The organism is Colwellia sp. SU-HH00943, assembly GCF_057546125.1.
Genome location: NZ_BAAJLW010000004.1, coordinates 419,872 through 435,857 on the forward strand (window position 1 = coordinate 419,872; position 15,986 = coordinate 435,857).

A 15,986-nucleotide genomic window follows, 5' to 3' on the forward strand; every position below is an offset into this window, starting at 1 on the left:
GACTGAATACGTATGTAATAGATAGCTGTTAATTCTCATTATGGGTATATTGAAGAAGTTAAATACACTTGTTCAATATACCTTTTGTTTTATATACCCCTAAATATTTTAGCTTTATATAAAACAACTCGATGTGATTAATATAAGAGTCCGTTACATGACCACAAATAATACCTGTGCTACCTCAATAAAACCTCGCCTGAGTTTCTGGCAAATTTGGAATGTTAGTTTTGGCTTTTTAGGCGTGCAATTTGGCTTTGCACTACAAAATGCTAATGCCAGTAGAATACTATCAGACTTAGGTGCAGATCTTCACTCCCTTTCATTATTCTGGTTAGTCGCACCTATTATGGGTTTGATTATTCAACCCATTGTTGGCTCAGCTTCAGACAAAACATGGAACAAGTTTGGTCGTCGTAACCCCTATATTTTAGCGGGTGGTTTAGCCGCCGCTATCGGCATGTTATTAATGCCCAATTCGGCGACATTAGCGAGCTTTATTACCCCGTTATTTTTTGGCGCTATGATGCTGGCAATAATGGATGCTTCTTTTAACTTAGCTTTCCAACCATTTAGAGCGCTAGTTTCAGATATGGTGCCATCGGAGCAGCGTAATATTGGTTACTCTATTCAGTCTTTCTTAATCAATATAGGCGCAGTATTTGGTTCTATTTTACCCTTTTTATTAACCAATGTTATTGGCTTAGAAAACACAGCCTCAGCGGGCTCTGTTGCCCCGTCAGTTATCTGGGCTTTTTATATTGGCGCAACCGTTATGCTTGGCTCAGTACTCTGGACAGTATTTAGAACGAAAGAGTATGCACCAGGTACGAATGGCTTAGCTCCATTAGATAACAATACCGAAGAACACTCCGTCGCTGAAAAGTTATCAGGCTTTTTTGGCTTAATGAAAACCATGCCTACCACCATGAAACAATTAGCCGTTGTGCAGTTTTTCTCATGGTTTGCCTTGTTTATTATGTGGGTCTACACCATGCCTGCTATTACGCAACATATCTGGGGTATTGACGCCAAATGGTTTGACCCTACTCATTTATCATCAGTTCCGGTCATTCCTGAACATATTGCACAAGCCAAAGGTACGGCTGGTGATTGGGTGGGTATTATCTTTGCCGCTTACTCACTATTTGCAGCGATAGCCTCATTAGTTATGGCTAAAGTTGCTAATAAAATTGGCCGTAAGTTAACCTATTCATTATCATTACTAGCAGGTGGCATTGGTTATTTGAGCATTATGCTACTGCAAAACCCATCGCTAACTTTAGTAAACTTAGGAATTACTCAAATTGAAGTACCCCAAGGTGCAGTATCGCTATTCTTACCTATGATAGGTGTTGGTATTGCATGGGCTGCTATTTTAGCCATGCCTTATGCGATTTTAGCGGGCTCTTTGCCAGTTAAACAAACGGGGGTTTACATGGGTATTTTCAACTTTACCATTGCCGCACCTCAAATTGTCTCTGGTATTTTTGCTGGCTGGATATTAACCGCCGTGTTTGACAACCAAGCAATCTACATCATCATGCTTGCCGGTATTTCCATGGTATTAGCAGCGCTGTCAGTATACTTTGTAAAGGATGGAGTTGAGGAAAATAACACTGTTACTCAAAGTGATGAAGTTACTGCATAAGCAAATAACCTATATACTGGGAAAGTACCGGGAAAGTACCGATAAAGTACCAAGAAAATACCGAGAATATACTGAAAAAGGCGCTATCTAGCGCCTTTTTTGTTAAGTGACTCAGGTTAACTAACACTGAAAAATAAAGGCTAATCTAACTTCCGCAAGACTTCCTGATCACAAGCTCAGGTGGAATTAAGGTAGTTGAAATCGCTTCTCCATTGATAGAATCCAATAAAGTTTCTACTAAAAGCTCACCAGCTAACTTAGTATCTTGCTTAACCGTAGTTAATGGCGGAAAGGTAAAACTAGCAATAGCAATATCATCAAAACCAACCACAGCGACTTGCTCAGGGATAGCAATATTACGCTCTTTCAATGCTCTTAAAGCGCCAATGGCGATTAAATCACTGGCAGCACAAATGGCATCAAACTTTTCTCCACTTTTAATTAACTTACAAGCAGCCTCATAACCAGCTTCCTCTGTAAAAAAGGCATTGAACTGCGCATTCTCATTTATCTCAAGATTGTTATCAGTCAGTGCTTGGCAATGGCCTTTATAACGCTCAAAAAACTCTGGCGCATGACTTGAAGCACTGCCTAAAAAGGCGAAATGTTTTTTACCTTGTTTAATTACATGTTCAGTAATTTCTTTACCGCCAAGAAAGTTATCACAGCCTATAGAAACCACAGGTAAATCTTTAACTTCAGCTCCCCAACGAACAAAATGTGTACCTTGTTCACTTAATTTGACAAGCTTTTCTTCAAAATCAACAAAGTCGCCATAACCTAACAATATCAAGCCATCAGCTTTATTACTGTCTTCAAAGTCAGCATGCCAATCATTACTCGCTTGCTGAAAAGAAACCAAAAGGTCATAGCCTTTATCGGCACAGGCTCGAGTAATACTGCCTAGCATAGAAAGAAAAAATGGATTGATGGCAGAGTCGTCATTTGTCGGATCTTCAAATAACAAAAGCGCTATGGTGTCACAATGTTGCGAGCGTAAGTTACTCGCATTTTTATCAACCTTATAATTCAACTCTTTGGCAATCGCTTGAATTTTTAGGCGGGTCTCTTCGTTAACAAGTGGACTATTACGCAGTGCTCTAGAGACCGTTGATTGGGAAACACCAGCTTGATATGCAATATCAAAAGAAGTCGCTTTTTCTTTCACTAAAGTAAATCCTAACAAAGCCAATAATAACAAGAATATAACTTACTATAACCTTGAAGTATATAGATAAAATATTGAGCGCTTTTCCAACATGTATAGTTAAATTGCCAACAATAACCGCAAACAAAAAAAGCCTAAGTATTAATCAAATACTTAGGCTTTTTATACGATATTATTTAGTTAACTTAGAAAATAGAGCCTATTTCTAAGTGGATCATGCCCATGCTAAGATCACTAGAGTGGCTTAAGTCGACCCAGTTTTGTTGATAACTTGCGCGGAAAAACAAATTGTTGTCTAGCTCATATCGAACACCTGCACCGAGGTTATAAGAGAAGCGTGTATCATTATAAGTACGTTGGTAAGTATCACAAATATAACCCCACCATGGATCCCACCAACAAACAGTATTAGGAGGTCCGTCCGCTATATTACTATCAAGATAACTCCAACCAGCACCCGCTTGCACAAATGGCGTAAACTGCTCAGTAGTAAAATTATAAACAACATTGAACTGACTATTGATCATGCTCATTTTATGTTTAACGGTATATGTTTCATCGTTATCTTCATCAATTAAGGTAGCATTGTACTTGGGTACCATTGATGTGAACTCGTAATTTATTAAGATATGTGGATTCAGGTTATAGCCTAACGAAAAGCCCCAGCCAATATCACTTTTAAAATCAACACCCGAGCCATTATCGCCATTAACATCCGTAGACTGACTGTTAAGCAGCTTAAAACTCGTTTCCCATTTTCCATCACGTCTAGATTGTTTAGCATTAGCATCATCACTCACACTTATAGACAGCAGTGCTATTGCTATGCTTATTAATACAATATTTTTCATACCATTCCTTTTGAAAATATAATTTACGTTAATTTAAAAAAATCAATTACATCCGCCGACTTACTTAGTTCCTGCTCTTGATACATACTCACCAGAGCGCGTATCAATTTTTACTTTCTCACCGATTTGTACGAATAAAGGTACACGTATTACCGCGCCTGTTGCTAATGTTGCAGGCTTACCACCTGTACCTGCTGTATCCCCTTTTAAGCCAGGATCAGTTTCAGTGATGTCTATTTCAACAAAGTTTGGCGGCGTTACTGAAATCGGTGAGTTGTTCCATAACGTAATGGTACAAACATCACCTTCTACTAACCACTTTACGGTATCTGCCACGGCTTTTTCATCTGCTGCAATTTGCTCAAACGTGTCATTATTCATAAAATGCCAAAATTCACCATCGGCATAAAGGTAGGCAAGCTCAACATCCATCACGTCAGCACCTTCAACCGACTCACCAGATTTAAAGGTTTTTTCTAACACTTTACCTGAAACAAGCTTACGTATTTTAACGCGGTTAAACGCTTGTCCCTTACCTGGCTTAACCAACTCATTTTCAAGAATGTTACAAGGTTCGCCATCAAGCATGATTTTAAGTCCAGCTTTAAACTGGTTAGTACTGAAATTAGCCATAATTGTGCTCTTTAATTAATTATCTATTACCATTAAACTACGCAGCATCTAAGGTAGAGATCATAAGTGAAATTAGAATTGTCGCAGATAATAACCCAGATTGACCCTCAATTGCATCTTTGCGATGAAATTTCATGGCAAAAAGATCTGCGCGAAGTGATAACTGACCCGAAAAAATTATTGGCCTTACTTGATATTGATGCCAGTGACTATTTACACCATTGTAAAGCCAGACAGTTATTTCCTGTTCGCGTCCCTCTTTCCTTTATTAAGCGCATGAAAAAAGGTGATTTTAACGACCCTTTGTTAAAACAAGTCATGCCCCTTTCGAGTGAGTTTATTGTCACGGACGGATTTACTGCTGATCCCCTAGAAGAGCATGATACTGTTGCTGAAGGCTTATTGCACAAATACAAAAACCGCGTTTTAATGATTGTTAAAGCAGGATGCGCCATTAATTGCAGATATTGCTTCAGACGGCATTTTCCCTACCAAGATAACAGCCCTAATAAACAGCGCTGGCAACAAGCATTAACTTATATTGCAAAACACAAGGAAATCTCAGAAGTGATTTTCAGTGGTGGCGATCCTCTCATGGCCAGCGATAGCCACTTAAGCTGGTTGGTGTCACAACTTGAGAAAATTCCACACGTTAATCGCCTACGTATTCATAGCCGTTTACCTGTCGTTATCCCGAATAGAATCACGCCTGATCTGGTAGCGCTTTTAGCAAACACACGATTGAAACCCACCATAGTGCTGCACATTAATCACAGCAATGAAGTATCTAAAGACTTTGTTGAGGCACTTGAGCTTTTACGACAAGCGAGAATTCCTCTGTTCAATCAAAGTGTTTTGCTTAAAGGGGTTAATAATAACGCCAAGACGTTGATAAATTTGAGTGAGGTTATTTATGATGTAGGCATTATTCCCTACTATCTACACCTTTTTGATCAAGTACAAGGTGCTGCACATTTTGATGTTAGTGAAGTGGAAGCCGTGAGTATTGCTCAAGAGATGTTAGCGACATTACCCGGTTTTTTAATGCCCAAATTAGTGAGAGAAGTCGCGGGCAAAGCTAACAAAATGCCGATAAATCTGACATAATCACCAACAATTTTTTGCCTACCTTTTTAAATGAAGATGACCCTATGACTAAAGCAATAGAACAACAGTTAATTGAAAATATTTCTATTATTTTAAAAAAATCACTTAGCGCTGATGCAACCTTAGCTGATTTGCGTGAACAAAAAAAAGCAGGCTTTGAAGCTGTATTCAAAAAAGATGCAGGCTTTAATTGCTCTGCCAATACTTTTCAGCCTTACGTAGAAGAAGTTGCAGACGACTTACTACGATGGCAAGCCAATAAAGAGCAGCAACAATTACTGATCCCTTTAGTCAAAAAAATAGAGCAACTATTTACTGTTTTAGCAGGGTTTGAGCAAACTCATAGCGCTTAAACTACCACGTGTTCATTAATCACTTGTAACTGACATTGATGCTGCTCAAGCAATGATATTATCGCTAAATTAATTTGATTAATTTCATTTAAATAAACATCAAAGTCAGTTGTATTAACATAAAGCAAGATATTAAGTTCAATCCCTTTTTGAGTACATGCTTTTATATGCGCCCGCTGCGGTTCAGTCGCTAGTATCTCTTGCGTTAAAAAGTAGGCTCTTAATGCTTGCAAAAATGCCTCTAAATTTGCTGTTTTTACTGACGGCGATAAATAAATGACTGGACGAAAAGCGATGCGCTCACGTTCTGAAAAGTTTTCAATTTCCATATCAACAAATTTTGCATTAGCAATATAAATAACGGTTCTATCTAAGGTTCTGATTCGAGTGGCTCTTAATCCTATTTCTTCAACCACACCGAGGTTTTTACCAAATCGACAAAAATCACCTATTTTCACAGGTGTAGAAGTATATAAAGTAATAGCGCCGATTATATTTTCTACGGTTTTTTGCGCAGCCAAGGCAATCGCCAAACCACCTATACCTAAACCAGCAAGTAATGTTGTTGCGCTAAAACCTAAGTTTTCAAACCAAATCAGCACAGTTACAACGGTAATAATAGATTTTATAACTGTACCTGCAGGCCTAAGTAAATAGACAGCCAAGGGCTTTTCTTGCTTTATAAAGCGTGCAGCTAATTTCACTTTTAATAAATCAACTAAACGAAATAAAACCCATAACCACGCAAGTGCTAATAAGGTTCCTCCTTCAGCTACCGCTTTTGATGCTAACGTTGCATTCTCTTCAGGCAATAAGTTCCTAACAAAAATAATGGTTAACAACACAGCTAGAGAGTTTTCGATAAACCCTTGAGTATCTTTCGAAACCTTGTTGTTAAAAAACTTAATAGTTTTACTGATTAACCAAGTGACTATTTTGGCAAGTATAAAAAAGACAATCAGCATGGCGAAGAAATAAACCCACTGCCACAACATTACTCCTAGAAAGCTTGCTGAAGGTAGGTTTTTTGATAACCACTCTCCCGAGGGTGTATAGGCATATTCTTTACTTAATCGAGGAATTTTATTAACGGTTGCGTTCGATATTTTCCATATTTTAACTCTGTCACCTTCCCTAGGTACTCGCTGCAATAACAAGCTTATTTTGCCTTGTTTGGTTTCAATTGAGCTGATTAACTCTCTATAACTAGGAACACGTTTTTCATCTAAGTCCCCCAGAGGGTCACTGCTAATTAAGTCGCTGTTAATCCATAAAGTACGACTTAACACTACATACAATTGACGAGCTAGCTCTTCCTTGCCTACAGCGAGAACATCGTCATGAACATTTCTAAAGTCAATATAGGCAATAGCCCGGGTATAATCCTGATTTTTTGCTGCTTCTAAAAAGCCCTCAAAGCTACTGCGAGGTTGGCCACGATTAAATTCATCCTCAGGAATATCAAACTCATCCTCTTGGTCTTTAACAATAGCGGGATCTTTTTCTTGTTTATCTTTTTCTAAAATATCTTTTAATGAAACTTTAGGCGAGTGTTGCTCTTGTGCATGAATACTGTTTACCGAAACGAGAACACTAAAGGAAACTAACAGGGCAAGAAGGAATTTCATTAATCATTTCCATGGGATAGTCAATATTGTTAGCTTACACAGGTAACGAAATAACCTCAAGATGGAAGTGAATTAGTGATTTTATTTTGGTCACATAATAAAAACAAAAAAGCTGCCGAAGCAGCTTTTTTCTAATGATGAATTCATAGCAATAACACTAGTCTTTCTTAACAATTTCGTCTTTAAAATCTTTAAAAAACCAATCATCAAGCATCCTTTTTTCATACCCTAGAAAGTCATTTCTATACTTCAAAGTACTACCCGACATAAAACTCATATCTTTTAGTTTTACGGTATCCTCTTTAACAACACTACCGTCAGCATTGACAAGTTTATAGGAGAAATTCATACGAGGAGGATATATATCTTTAACAATGCGAACTCTATGAATACCGCCAGCATGGGTATCACCCGCTAAGTCAACATTTGTTACTTCTATTTTCAACACTTGCCCTTCAGGCAAATTTTCCGCTAGCTTAGTAAAGTGCTTTTCAAAGTTATAAAAGACACGTTCACGAAACTTCTTGCGGTTATCATCACCCTCACGAATATCAGTATATTTGTTAGGTTCGGTCCAAGTTACTTCAGATGTTGCAGCATTCGCTACTCCCTGCAATGAAAAAATTGTAAACAGAACCATTAAAGTTGAAGTTAATATTTTCATAGACAATTCCTCTTGTAGTTGCGACTTATAGTAAAGCACAACCAACACTTTAGTAATGTAATAAAGTGTTAATTGGTTTGGTAAAATTGTTTCATCACGGTAGCAACAATAACTTCAGTACGTTGTTTTCTTTCTTGCTCAGATAGCTCTTCATGAGCAAAGCCTTGCACTATTCCTCGCCACACTCTTTCACCAGTATTTGCATCTTCAATATAAATCAGGAAACTGCCTTTTTTTAAGTCTTTCTGCTCGGGCAAACCCGGTGAAATACCAAATTTTTGATTAATTTTATCTTCAGAAAAATCCTGACTTAATGCCACACCAAAATCTACGTGAAAAATAGCTGATTCAGGATTTTGCGCACTCACAAAGCCATTGGTTTCTAAATCTGACACGATAGCATTTGTATAAAGTTGATAGACAGCTTGCGTTTGAGCAGGCTTCAATGAAGTCTCTTTTACGTATTTAGGCGATAGTGAAAACAAGCTTCCTTGTGAGTATTGAATTGGTAAATCCCTGACACTTGAAACCGCTAATTGGTTCGCCCTAGAGCTTTTTTCAACAGGCACTTGTACACAAGCGGCCAAAATAATAGTAGTCAAAACGAGGGTAAACAGCTTTATTGTTTTTTTCATTTCCTGATCCTAGAAATTGTATTTTTTCAAAATATTTTCAAAACATTAGCGTAATGCTATAAACATCGAAAATGTATGCACCAATACATTCTGACATAAATAATACCAATTCACTAAACTTATATATGCAACAGTGTGTAATTAAGATAACAAGAAACAGTCTGTTTTATTTATTGCTAACCTATGATTTATGTTTACTTGATTTGCATTGCAATAAATAAGGTCATAGTAAAATTTCACTATGACCCTAACTCTTTTTTAGCATTCTTTTATCTGCAATTTATGAAGGAACAATAAGCGTGATATTATTCATAATCAGACGCATAAGTTTCTTCATAACTATGAGAATACAATTCAAATAGGTTACCAAAAGGGTCTTCTAAATAAACCATTTTAGCTGGCTTTGAATCATCTTCTGGGTGATAACGCATCACATCCATTCTTACTTTACCACCATATTCCTCAGTGCGTTTCATCACAGTTTCAAAATCATCGGTTTGTAAACAAAAATGAAATATACCCAGACGATTAAAATTTACCTCGTGGCGATCTTCGCGATCTTTCATTTCAAAAAGTTCAACCCCAATGCCATCTGTAGTTAGCAAATGAGCAATGTTAAAACCTTTAAAGCCTTCACCAAAAACAGCAATACACATTCTGCCAATGGCACTTTCACGCTCTTCAATTACAGGCGTATTATCCATGACAATTTTAAGCCCCAATACTTTAGTGTAAAATTCAACGGCTTTATCCATATCACCAACCATAATACCAACATGATTCATTTTCATCACTGACTCCTAATTTAAAATTATTTACATTCTGTTTGATGAAATAAGTATACGCCCGCCTTTGAATAAAATTAAATTATCATTTATTATTATTTTAATAAATTTTTGTTATGGTGTTTTGTATGATAAATCCCAATTGGTTACACACCTTTAAAACACTCATTGATATTGGCCACTTTACTAAAGCAGCTGAAAAGCTATTTATGACACAGCCCGGTGTTAGCCAGCATATACAAAAGTTGGAACAAGCGTGTGGGCATACTTTATTAACTAGGGATAAAAAAGACTTAGCGCTGACCGAGCAAGGAAAGATTGTTTATCAATATGCGCAACAAGTCTTAAAAGGTGAAATGGATTTACTTGAACGCTTAGCTTTTGATGATCCATTCGCGGGTAGTTACCATATTGCAAGTTCTGGGGCGATTGCTTTGCAGCTATACCCGAAAGCACTTTCTTTACAAACTCAACATCCAGATCTAGTGGTTAACTATAAAGCGGCTCCTAACCAGAACATATTAGATGAAATAGCAGAAGGAGCATTAGATGTCGGTATTGTCACTCACCTACCCAATCCAAATTTATTTACTGTTGAAAAATTAGGCGAAGACACTCTATGTTTAGTACTACCCGCTGAGATTGATATAACAGCAAAGCCTGAAAACCTACTCGCATCCTTAGGACTAATAAATCACCCTGATGCTAAGCAATATTTATCTCTATATTTATCTCAATGCGAAATTCTGGAATTTAAAGGGTTAAACGTTGATGAAATTAAAGTTTCAGGCTCAGTTAATCAAATTAGTCAGATATTAGCGCCAGTCGCTAAAGGACTAGGGTTTACCGTATTACCTAAAAGTGCGATTGAAAATTCTACTGATTCCACGAAAGTGCAAGTTTACCCAGCGCCTAAAGCCGTGTTAGAAACCTTATGGCTTGTTACCAAACGAAATAGACAACTACCTGCCCGCTTCAAGATACTTATCGAGGTGTTAAAAGAAGCTATGGTATAAGACAACTTAAGCTCAGAATTATAACACTTTACTAAAGCAGCCACTCAGGCTGCTTTAGTAAATAAAAATTACAACGAGCTTTGATTTTTGGAGTTATCAACCCACCTTTTTAAAATTACCTAACTTCCAAGAACCGTCAAACCAAGGTTTAAGTGGTGAGTAGTTCCTAAAAAGCACATTGAAAGATTTTCCTTTAACGGTTTGCACCCAGTTATTGGTGTTCTTTGGTTTTGTTGCGCTAAATATAACCGTTACAGAACCATCTTTGTTAACTTCTAAACCTTCTTTTTGGCTATTGATACCAATCTTTTTACTATCAGTCTCTAAACCCGAACGTGTTTGACCTGAATACGGCATAAATGACCAAAATGCACCCGTAAAATTACCCGCAGGTACGGTAATTTCGTAGACATGATCACCCGTTAAAGCATTGCCATTTTCATCTCTAGCGGTATGGATATAGTCAGAGCCTTTACCTAGTAAGTTAACATCACCTGCTGCCGTTTTAACTACACCACCTTTATTGACCATTGCAGGAGTAATACCTGCTGCAATATAGTGAAAACGGGTTCTGTCATCCTGTACCAAGGTGCCATTAACTTTAAAGTCATAGTTTTTATGACCAAATGGGAAGTCCCATAAGTTATCACCACCCCATTTAAAAATACCTTGATCTGTTGGGAAAAATGCCAGTGTTCGAGCTTGCGCATTGGCAATAGCAGCAGATTCAGCTAAAAGCTCTTTTTCTCGCTTGCTAGGGGCAAACTTTTTACCTTTTTCAATACCAATAGAAGCAAGTGTCCCCGTTAATTCATCACCAAGGACACCTACGGGTTCATTTTGCACTATCTCATTCATCTCGTAGTAGAAGTTGATATCGTTGGCATGAACGCCGTTATAATCAACTCCTGACATATTAGTGAATATTTCTTCTTGTTCTCCATCAGCTAGCTTATAAATCTTAAGAGTTTTTAAATTAGCCACAGCCATTTTGGGCGTAATTTTATCATTAACAAACCCTCTAATAAGAAACCAGTTAGAGATAGATTTGGTTTCACGAACAATCATCTCTTTTGGCGCTTCACCCGACCAACCTTTAGGAACAATTAGGTATGTTGCGCCTTGACCTTGCTCTTCACCAAGCATACCTACATCTGTGACATATTTTTGATGTATGTCATCAATAAAACCTAAAACGCCTTTAGGTACTTTAATTACAACAGGTTCATCAACCTCTAATGGAGAGAATGCATAATAAGTCGTGGTGTTAGGGGTGAGGAACAATTGACGCGCATCAAGGTTATCTTCAGCGATTGCCACATCATTAACTTTTACACCGATATCAAGGTAGCCTCGGTTCATTGCGAGTACGCTTGCTGCTGGAATTCCGTTTAAAAAGGCAGTTTTAGCACGTGTCATAAATAAATCTTCACGTGCTTTAATTTGCGTTGCTTTATCAGGAATACCATCTGTAAACCTAAGTGTGCCCATTGTTGAAGTTTTTACTACATCAGGTGTTGTGATGGATTCAGGTACTTTGGCTTTGTACTTCACATCTGCCAATGCTGTCGTTGAAAGCCCAACACTGCTGATTAACGACATCGTAATCACATTTTTTAATAAGTTGTTCATCATTTAATTTCTCAAAAAAAGCCCACTAATCAAAGCAGGCTTGCAAAAATGGATAATGGTTATTTCACCAATTCAATATCATTTAACTCAAAACTGCCGTCACGTAGGCCTTTAGTTGGGCCGTAAAAACGGAATAGTAAGAAGAAACGGCGATCTGGCTGGGTAGGTAACCAATTCGCTTCTTTGCCTTTTGGCGCTTTTGGTCCAAAGTAGATAGTGGTGCTGCCATCTTTGTTTTTCTTCATATCCATGTTGGAGTCAACACTGCTTTTTGGCATATCACGTAAATAAGAAGCAGTTCTCAAGTCATAAACTGTCACAGCCCAAAAATCTTTTGCTGGTACATTAGGTGGAACAGTTAGTTTGTAGTTTTGGCTGCCATCTAGCCATTGACCATCAGCCGTTTCTGCTAAATCAAGATAAAACGTTGCAGAGCCATAATTTTTAACGCTTGAAATAACTGCGTAATAGATAGAGCCACGTGCACTGTAATCATAGTAGCTTGGAAATTCGTAAGTCATTTCTGTCTCGACAGCACCAGGCGGTAATAATAAACTCCACTTCTTACCTGGGTACATCCAAGGGTTTAAATGACGATGATATTGTTCAATCATGAAATCTAATGCTTGTGGTGCAGCTTTAGCAAAAGTCGCTTTTAGCTCTTTAGCCGGCTTAAATGGCTTACCTTTTTCAATACCTAAAAACTTCAATAAGCCCATCATGGTAATGTTTTGCGCTTCAACTACTTCTTCTTGAATTACCTCATGAAGTTCAGCATAAATATTTTCATCTAGAACTGGAGTAGCCTCTAAGATGCGGCCGTAAATATCAACGTAATTGTTTTTAGGTGGATTAGCTGCTTGTGCTAACGGATAAACTTTAATTCTTTTTGCAAAGTCAGCAGCCTTTTTAAGATTTTCTGCCGTGGGACCACCCTGCATAATTGGGCGTAAAATCGCAAAACCATTATTGGTACGTTGTTTATAGGTATAAGCTCTGTCAAGCAAAGCCCCTTGATAATCTTCAGGCAATAATATGTATTTTGCACCACGACCTTTATCTCGGCCTGCTGCACCAACATCATCCATTGGGCGTTGCCAAGCATCCATTAAGGTACCAAAAATTCCAACACCGTCAGCTGATGGTGGTATTTCTACTACCATAGGACCATTTTCAATATTCCAGAAAAAGCTCACATAGGGTGTAGTGTTATTGGGCGTTGCCGTTTGATACTTCCAATCTTGTACTTTACTGTTGTAGGCAATGTCGTTCATTTTAACGCCTAAATCCCAGTGAGCATCTCGATATTGCTTATAGTTGAGAATAGGCATCGCCCACACAACTGCTTCTATCGCCCGAGACTCTGCCATTTTTTCACTAATTGATTGTTCTTTTGCTTGTACAACAAACGTTGACGCGACAATCAATGTCATTGCAATTATTTTCGATAAAAAGCCCATGAGACTTTGTTTACCACTAATTAACATATCCATTCCCCTATAATCGATGTTATTCAATACACTTAACTTAAGTAACAATTTCAACACATTAGTATTAAACAAAAATTAAAAGTTTACAGTGTTATTACTATCCAAATTACGTAAAATCCTGCATTATGTTAATACTAAGCTGTAAATACTTAACGCTAGATTGTGAATAAAGTAAATTAGAGGTCTATAAACCAAAAAGGAGTTTTCATTGGCGACGAGTTTCTATTCTGGGAGCAATATATCAATTGCAGAATATGATGCAGTTTTTTGTGATTATGCAATCAACAATGTTCCTTTTGGTAACATGCCAACACTGGATATTAGTTGGATAAACAATGACAGTTTTACCTTATTAAAACGCGTAAACAACGTTGTAATGCATCAAAATGGCACCTCAACTAATGACGAGTTTATTTTTAGTCTTCCATCTTTTGATCGTAGCTCAATAGAAGAGTATATGACTCACAACGAAGGAAATTATCAAGGGTTTGTTGTGCCGCCTGAGCAGCAAAGTAATTGGTTATTCAATGCTGGCATTGCAACCAATCTATTTTCAATAAAGCAATCTGTGATGCAAGAATACTTAACTCACAGCGAAGTTGATTCATTAATGCAGCGCACAAAAAATAGCAAACGTGTTGATATTCCAATTGATGATCTTAACACTGTCAGCTACCTGTCTTCTTTGCTATTAAATCAAGCAAACAAACAGACACTTCCAATAGCCGAAATAAATGCACAATTAGAAACACTGGCATTTCACACCATGCTATTACCCTCATTTGATGCCACTAGAAGAAGAAATAAAAACAGTCGAACACTGGCAAAAGCAATATCGTTTATTAGAGAGAATTTTCACAAAAAGATTTATTTGGCACAAATTGCGACCTACGCCAATACCACCTCAAGAAACTTACAAATCATTTTTAAAGAAGAACTAGGTATTCCACCGATTGAATATATGAATTATTTCCGATTATACCAATTTCACCGTTTGCTTGATAAAGAACAAATGATTTATAAAACTGCTCACCAATGCGGTTTCACTCATCTTGGACGTGTTTCCACATTTTTTAAACAGGTATTTGGCGTTACACCGTCTCAATACGTTGAACATCCTAAAAGCAAGGGATTAGTTAGTTGGTTTGATGATACAACCAAGCTTAAATTTTTCGCCTAAACTTTTTTCTATTTACAAACTATTCCCAATTTACCACTTTATTTGAGGCCCAGCAGGAATAATGCCTGTTGGATTGATATGGCGATGTGAAAAATAATAATGCTCTTTCATATAATCGATATCTATGGTTTCACGAATACGAGGAATTGAAACCATATCCAACATAAAACGATACAAGTGTTTAAAGGCTTTTAACGGTTTTTTATTGGCTTTAAAATGCACCTCGTAAACCGCTTCAAAACGTACTAACGTTGGCAGCAAAAACAAATCTGATAATAAAATATCATCACCAAATAAGTAGCACGATTGGCTAAGGCGCTTATCAAGCATTTCCATTGCCTCAAAAAATGTCTCACTTGCCTTGTCGTATGACGTTTGATCTTTAGCAAACCCCATGTGGTAAACCTTACGATTAATGTTATCGTGTAGCCATTCATTTAGCGTTGAAATTTCACTACGCAAATGTTCAGGCGCTAATTCTATTGGTTGTTTTGCAAGGGGCAACCAATTAGTTGCCAACTCCATTGCCATTTCAGCTGAGCCATTGCCAACAATAGTGTTACTTTTTTTATCCCATAAAACAGGCACAGTAACACTGCCTGAGTAATTGAGTTTTGCTTTTTGATAAAGTGATACTAACCCATCTAGCTGGTTTATTGGATCTGGATTAGCAGAGTCAAACAACCAACCATTATCGTAGCGTTTAGCCGCCACCGACGAGACAGAAATGGCTTCGTGCAAGCCAAGGTAGTTGATAACTAAATAAGGCCGATGTGCAAAGGGACACGCATAAGACATATAAAGATGATAGCGATTGGTTTGCGGTTGCTGAGGTAGTGTAAATTCATCTACATTATCTAACTGACTAATATCACAATCAGCATACCATTTACCAAATTCCATGACTGCCATAAGGTTCTCACTTCTTAAAGAAATTACCAAAGTTATATTATATTAGTTATTGAGTATAGACTTAGTTTTGGGGATAACATTGTGAACTACAGGTAAATAAGAATATTAAAGAACTATCAATAAAAAAGCCCGAATATTGCTATTCAGGCTTTTTTAAATAAGTGATTAAGCTTACTTAGGCGTGAAGTAAATTGTTTTGTTCAAGGCGCTTTATAGTAATGTTTAGTGTTTCTAAACGAACGATGAAGCAACGAAGAAAAGGCAACTTAATCAAGCATAAA

Annotated in this window: 15 protein-coding genes; 5 read left to right on the top strand and 10 right to left on the bottom strand. The window is 37.4% G+C overall.

Features of this window, described 5'->3' with window-relative positions:
* The first annotated feature begins 157 nt into the window (after positions 1 to 157).
* A complete protein-coding gene (locus AC27GZ_RS13355) occupies positions 158 to 1,651 on the top strand; it encodes an MFS transporter (RefSeq protein ID WP_487095716.1) in 1,494 nt (497 codons plus the stop codon).
* Between the two features lie 145 nt (positions 1,652 to 1,796).
* Here AC27GZ_RS13355 and AC27GZ_RS13360 read toward each other — a convergent pair whose 3' ends face one another.
* The 3 genes from AC27GZ_RS13360 to efp form a co-directional block, all read right to left on the bottom strand.
* On the bottom strand, positions 1,797 to 2,819 hold the full coding sequence (locus tag AC27GZ_RS13360) for a LacI family DNA-binding transcriptional regulator (RefSeq protein WP_487095717.1): 1,023 nt from the start codon (positions 2,817 to 2,819) through the stop codon (positions 1,797 to 1,799).
* A 185-nt stretch (positions 2,820 to 3,004) separates the two neighbouring features.
* Positions 3,005 to 3,670, bottom strand: coding sequence for a porin family protein (locus tag AC27GZ_RS13365; RefSeq protein ID WP_487095718.1), 666 nt, complete (start codon positions 3,668 to 3,670; stop codon positions 3,005 to 3,007).
* Between the two features lie 60 nt (positions 3,671 to 3,730).
* Entirely contained in the window at positions 3,731 to 4,303 is a 573-nt protein-coding gene (gene efp, locus AC27GZ_RS13370) for an elongation factor P (RefSeq protein WP_487095719.1), read from the bottom strand.
* 66 nt (positions 4,304 to 4,369) lie between these two features.
* Here efp and epmB point away from each other — a divergent pair, with 66 nt between their 5' ends.
* On the top strand, positions 4,370 to 5,410 hold the full coding sequence (gene epmB, locus AC27GZ_RS13375) for an EF-P beta-lysylation protein EpmB (protein WP_487095720.1): 1,041 nt from the start codon (positions 4,370 to 4,372) through the stop codon (positions 5,408 to 5,410).
* Positions 5,411 to 5,454: 44 nt separating this feature from the next.
* Positions 5,455 to 5,763 (top strand): hypothetical protein, encoded by a 309-nt coding sequence (locus tag AC27GZ_RS13380; protein ID WP_487095722.1) that lies wholly within the window; start codon positions 5,455 to 5,457, stop codon positions 5,761 to 5,763.
* On the opposite strand, the gene AC27GZ_RS13385 is transcribed toward AC27GZ_RS13380, so the two are convergent.
* From AC27GZ_RS13385 to AC27GZ_RS13400, 4 genes are all read right to left on the bottom strand, one after another.
* On the bottom strand, positions 5,760 to 7,391 hold the full coding sequence (locus AC27GZ_RS13385) for a mechanosensitive ion channel family protein (RefSeq protein ID WP_487095724.1): 1,632 nt from the start codon (positions 7,389 to 7,391) through the stop codon (positions 5,760 to 5,762). The genes AC27GZ_RS13380 and AC27GZ_RS13385 overlap by 4 nt on opposite strands.
* Before the next feature lie 157 nt (positions 7,392 to 7,548).
* Positions 7,549 to 8,055, bottom strand: coding sequence for a DUF3016 domain-containing protein (locus AC27GZ_RS13390; RefSeq protein ID WP_487095725.1), 507 nt, complete (start codon positions 8,053 to 8,055; stop codon positions 7,549 to 7,551).
* A gap of 68 nt (positions 8,056 to 8,123) precedes the next feature.
* Positions 8,124 to 8,690 carry a DUF4136 domain-containing protein gene (locus AC27GZ_RS13395; RefSeq protein ID WP_487095726.1) on the bottom strand — a complete coding sequence of 189 codons (567 nt, stop codon included), beginning with the start codon at positions 8,688 to 8,690 and terminating at the stop codon, positions 8,124 to 8,126.
* Between the two features lie 305 nt (positions 8,691 to 8,995).
* A complete protein-coding gene (locus tag AC27GZ_RS13400; protein WP_487095727.1) occupies positions 8,996 to 9,481 on the bottom strand; it encodes a VOC family protein in 486 nt (161 codons plus the stop codon).
* A gap of 122 nt (positions 9,482 to 9,603) precedes the next feature.
* On the opposite strand from AC27GZ_RS13400, the gene AC27GZ_RS13405 reads away from it, so the two are divergent.
* Positions 9,604 to 10,491 (top strand): LysR family transcriptional regulator, encoded by an 888-nt coding sequence (locus tag AC27GZ_RS13405; RefSeq protein ID WP_487095728.1) that lies wholly within the window; start codon positions 9,604 to 9,606, stop codon positions 10,489 to 10,491.
* A 96-nt stretch (positions 10,492 to 10,587) separates the two neighbouring features.
* Here AC27GZ_RS13405 and AC27GZ_RS13410 read toward each other — a convergent pair whose 3' ends face one another.
* A complete protein-coding gene (locus AC27GZ_RS13410) occupies positions 10,588 to 12,126 on the bottom strand; it encodes a DUF1254 domain-containing protein (protein WP_487095729.1) in 1,539 nt (512 codons plus the stop codon).
* A 56-nt stretch (positions 12,127 to 12,182) separates the two neighbouring features.
* Positions 12,183 to 13,610, bottom strand: coding sequence for a DUF1214 domain-containing protein (locus AC27GZ_RS13415; protein ID WP_487095731.1), 1,428 nt, complete (start codon positions 13,608 to 13,610; stop codon positions 12,183 to 12,185).
* Between the two features lie 211 nt (positions 13,611 to 13,821).
* On the opposite strand from AC27GZ_RS13415, the gene AC27GZ_RS13420 reads away from it, so the two are divergent.
* Positions 13,822 to 14,793, top strand: coding sequence for a helix-turn-helix transcriptional regulator (locus AC27GZ_RS13420; RefSeq protein ID WP_487095733.1), 972 nt, complete (start codon positions 13,822 to 13,824; stop codon positions 14,791 to 14,793).
* Between the two features lie 30 nt (positions 14,794 to 14,823).
* Here the strand turns inward: AC27GZ_RS13420 and AC27GZ_RS13425 are convergent, their stop codons facing one another.
* On the bottom strand, positions 14,824 to 15,705 hold the full coding sequence (locus AC27GZ_RS13425) for a glutathione S-transferase C-terminal domain-containing protein (RefSeq protein ID WP_487095734.1): 882 nt from the start codon (positions 15,703 to 15,705) through the stop codon (positions 14,824 to 14,826).
* Positions 15,706 to 15,986: the final 281 nt, after the last annotated feature.

Bases quoted from the DNA above. Each gene is read 5' to 3' on its own strand.
- AC27GZ_RS13355 (WP_487095716.1), top strand. From the start codon at position 158: ATGACCACAAATAATACCTGTGCTACCTCAATAAAACCTCGCCTGAGT.
- AC27GZ_RS13365 (WP_487095718.1), bottom strand. From the start codon at position 3,670: ATGAAAAATATTGTATTAATAAGCATAGCAATAGCACTGCTGTCTATA.
- efp (WP_487095719.1), bottom strand. From the start codon at position 4,303: ATGGCTAATTTCAGTACTAACCAGTTTAAAGCTGGACTTAAAATCATG.
- AC27GZ_RS13380 (WP_487095722.1), top strand. From the start codon at position 5,455: ATGACTAAAGCAATAGAACAACAGTTAATTGAAAATATTTCTATTATT.
- AC27GZ_RS13385 (WP_487095724.1), bottom strand. From the start codon at position 7,391: ATGAAATTCCTTCTTGCCCTGTTAGTTTCCTTTAGTGTTCTCGTTTCG.
- AC27GZ_RS13390 (WP_487095725.1), bottom strand. From the start codon at position 8,055: ATGAAAATATTAACTTCAACTTTAATGGTTCTGTTTACAATTTTTTCA.
- AC27GZ_RS13395 (WP_487095726.1), bottom strand. From the start codon at position 8,690: ATGAAAAAAACAATAAAGCTGTTTACCCTCGTTTTGACTACTATTATT.
- AC27GZ_RS13400 (WP_487095727.1), bottom strand. From the start codon at position 9,481: ATGAAAATGAATCATGTTGGTATTATGGTTGGTGATATGGATAAAGCC.
- AC27GZ_RS13405 (WP_487095728.1), top strand. From the start codon at position 9,604: ATGATAAATCCCAATTGGTTACACACCTTTAAAACACTCATTGATATT.
- AC27GZ_RS13410 (WP_487095729.1), bottom strand. From the start codon at position 12,126: ATGATGAACAACTTATTAAAAAATGTGATTACGATGTCGTTAATCAGC.
- AC27GZ_RS13415 (WP_487095731.1), bottom strand. From the start codon at position 13,610: ATGTTAATTAGTGGTAAACAAAGTCTCATGGGCTTTTTATCGAAAATA.
- AC27GZ_RS13425 (WP_487095734.1), bottom strand. From the start codon at position 15,705: ATGGCAGTCATGGAATTTGGTAAATGGTATGCTGATTGTGATATTAGT.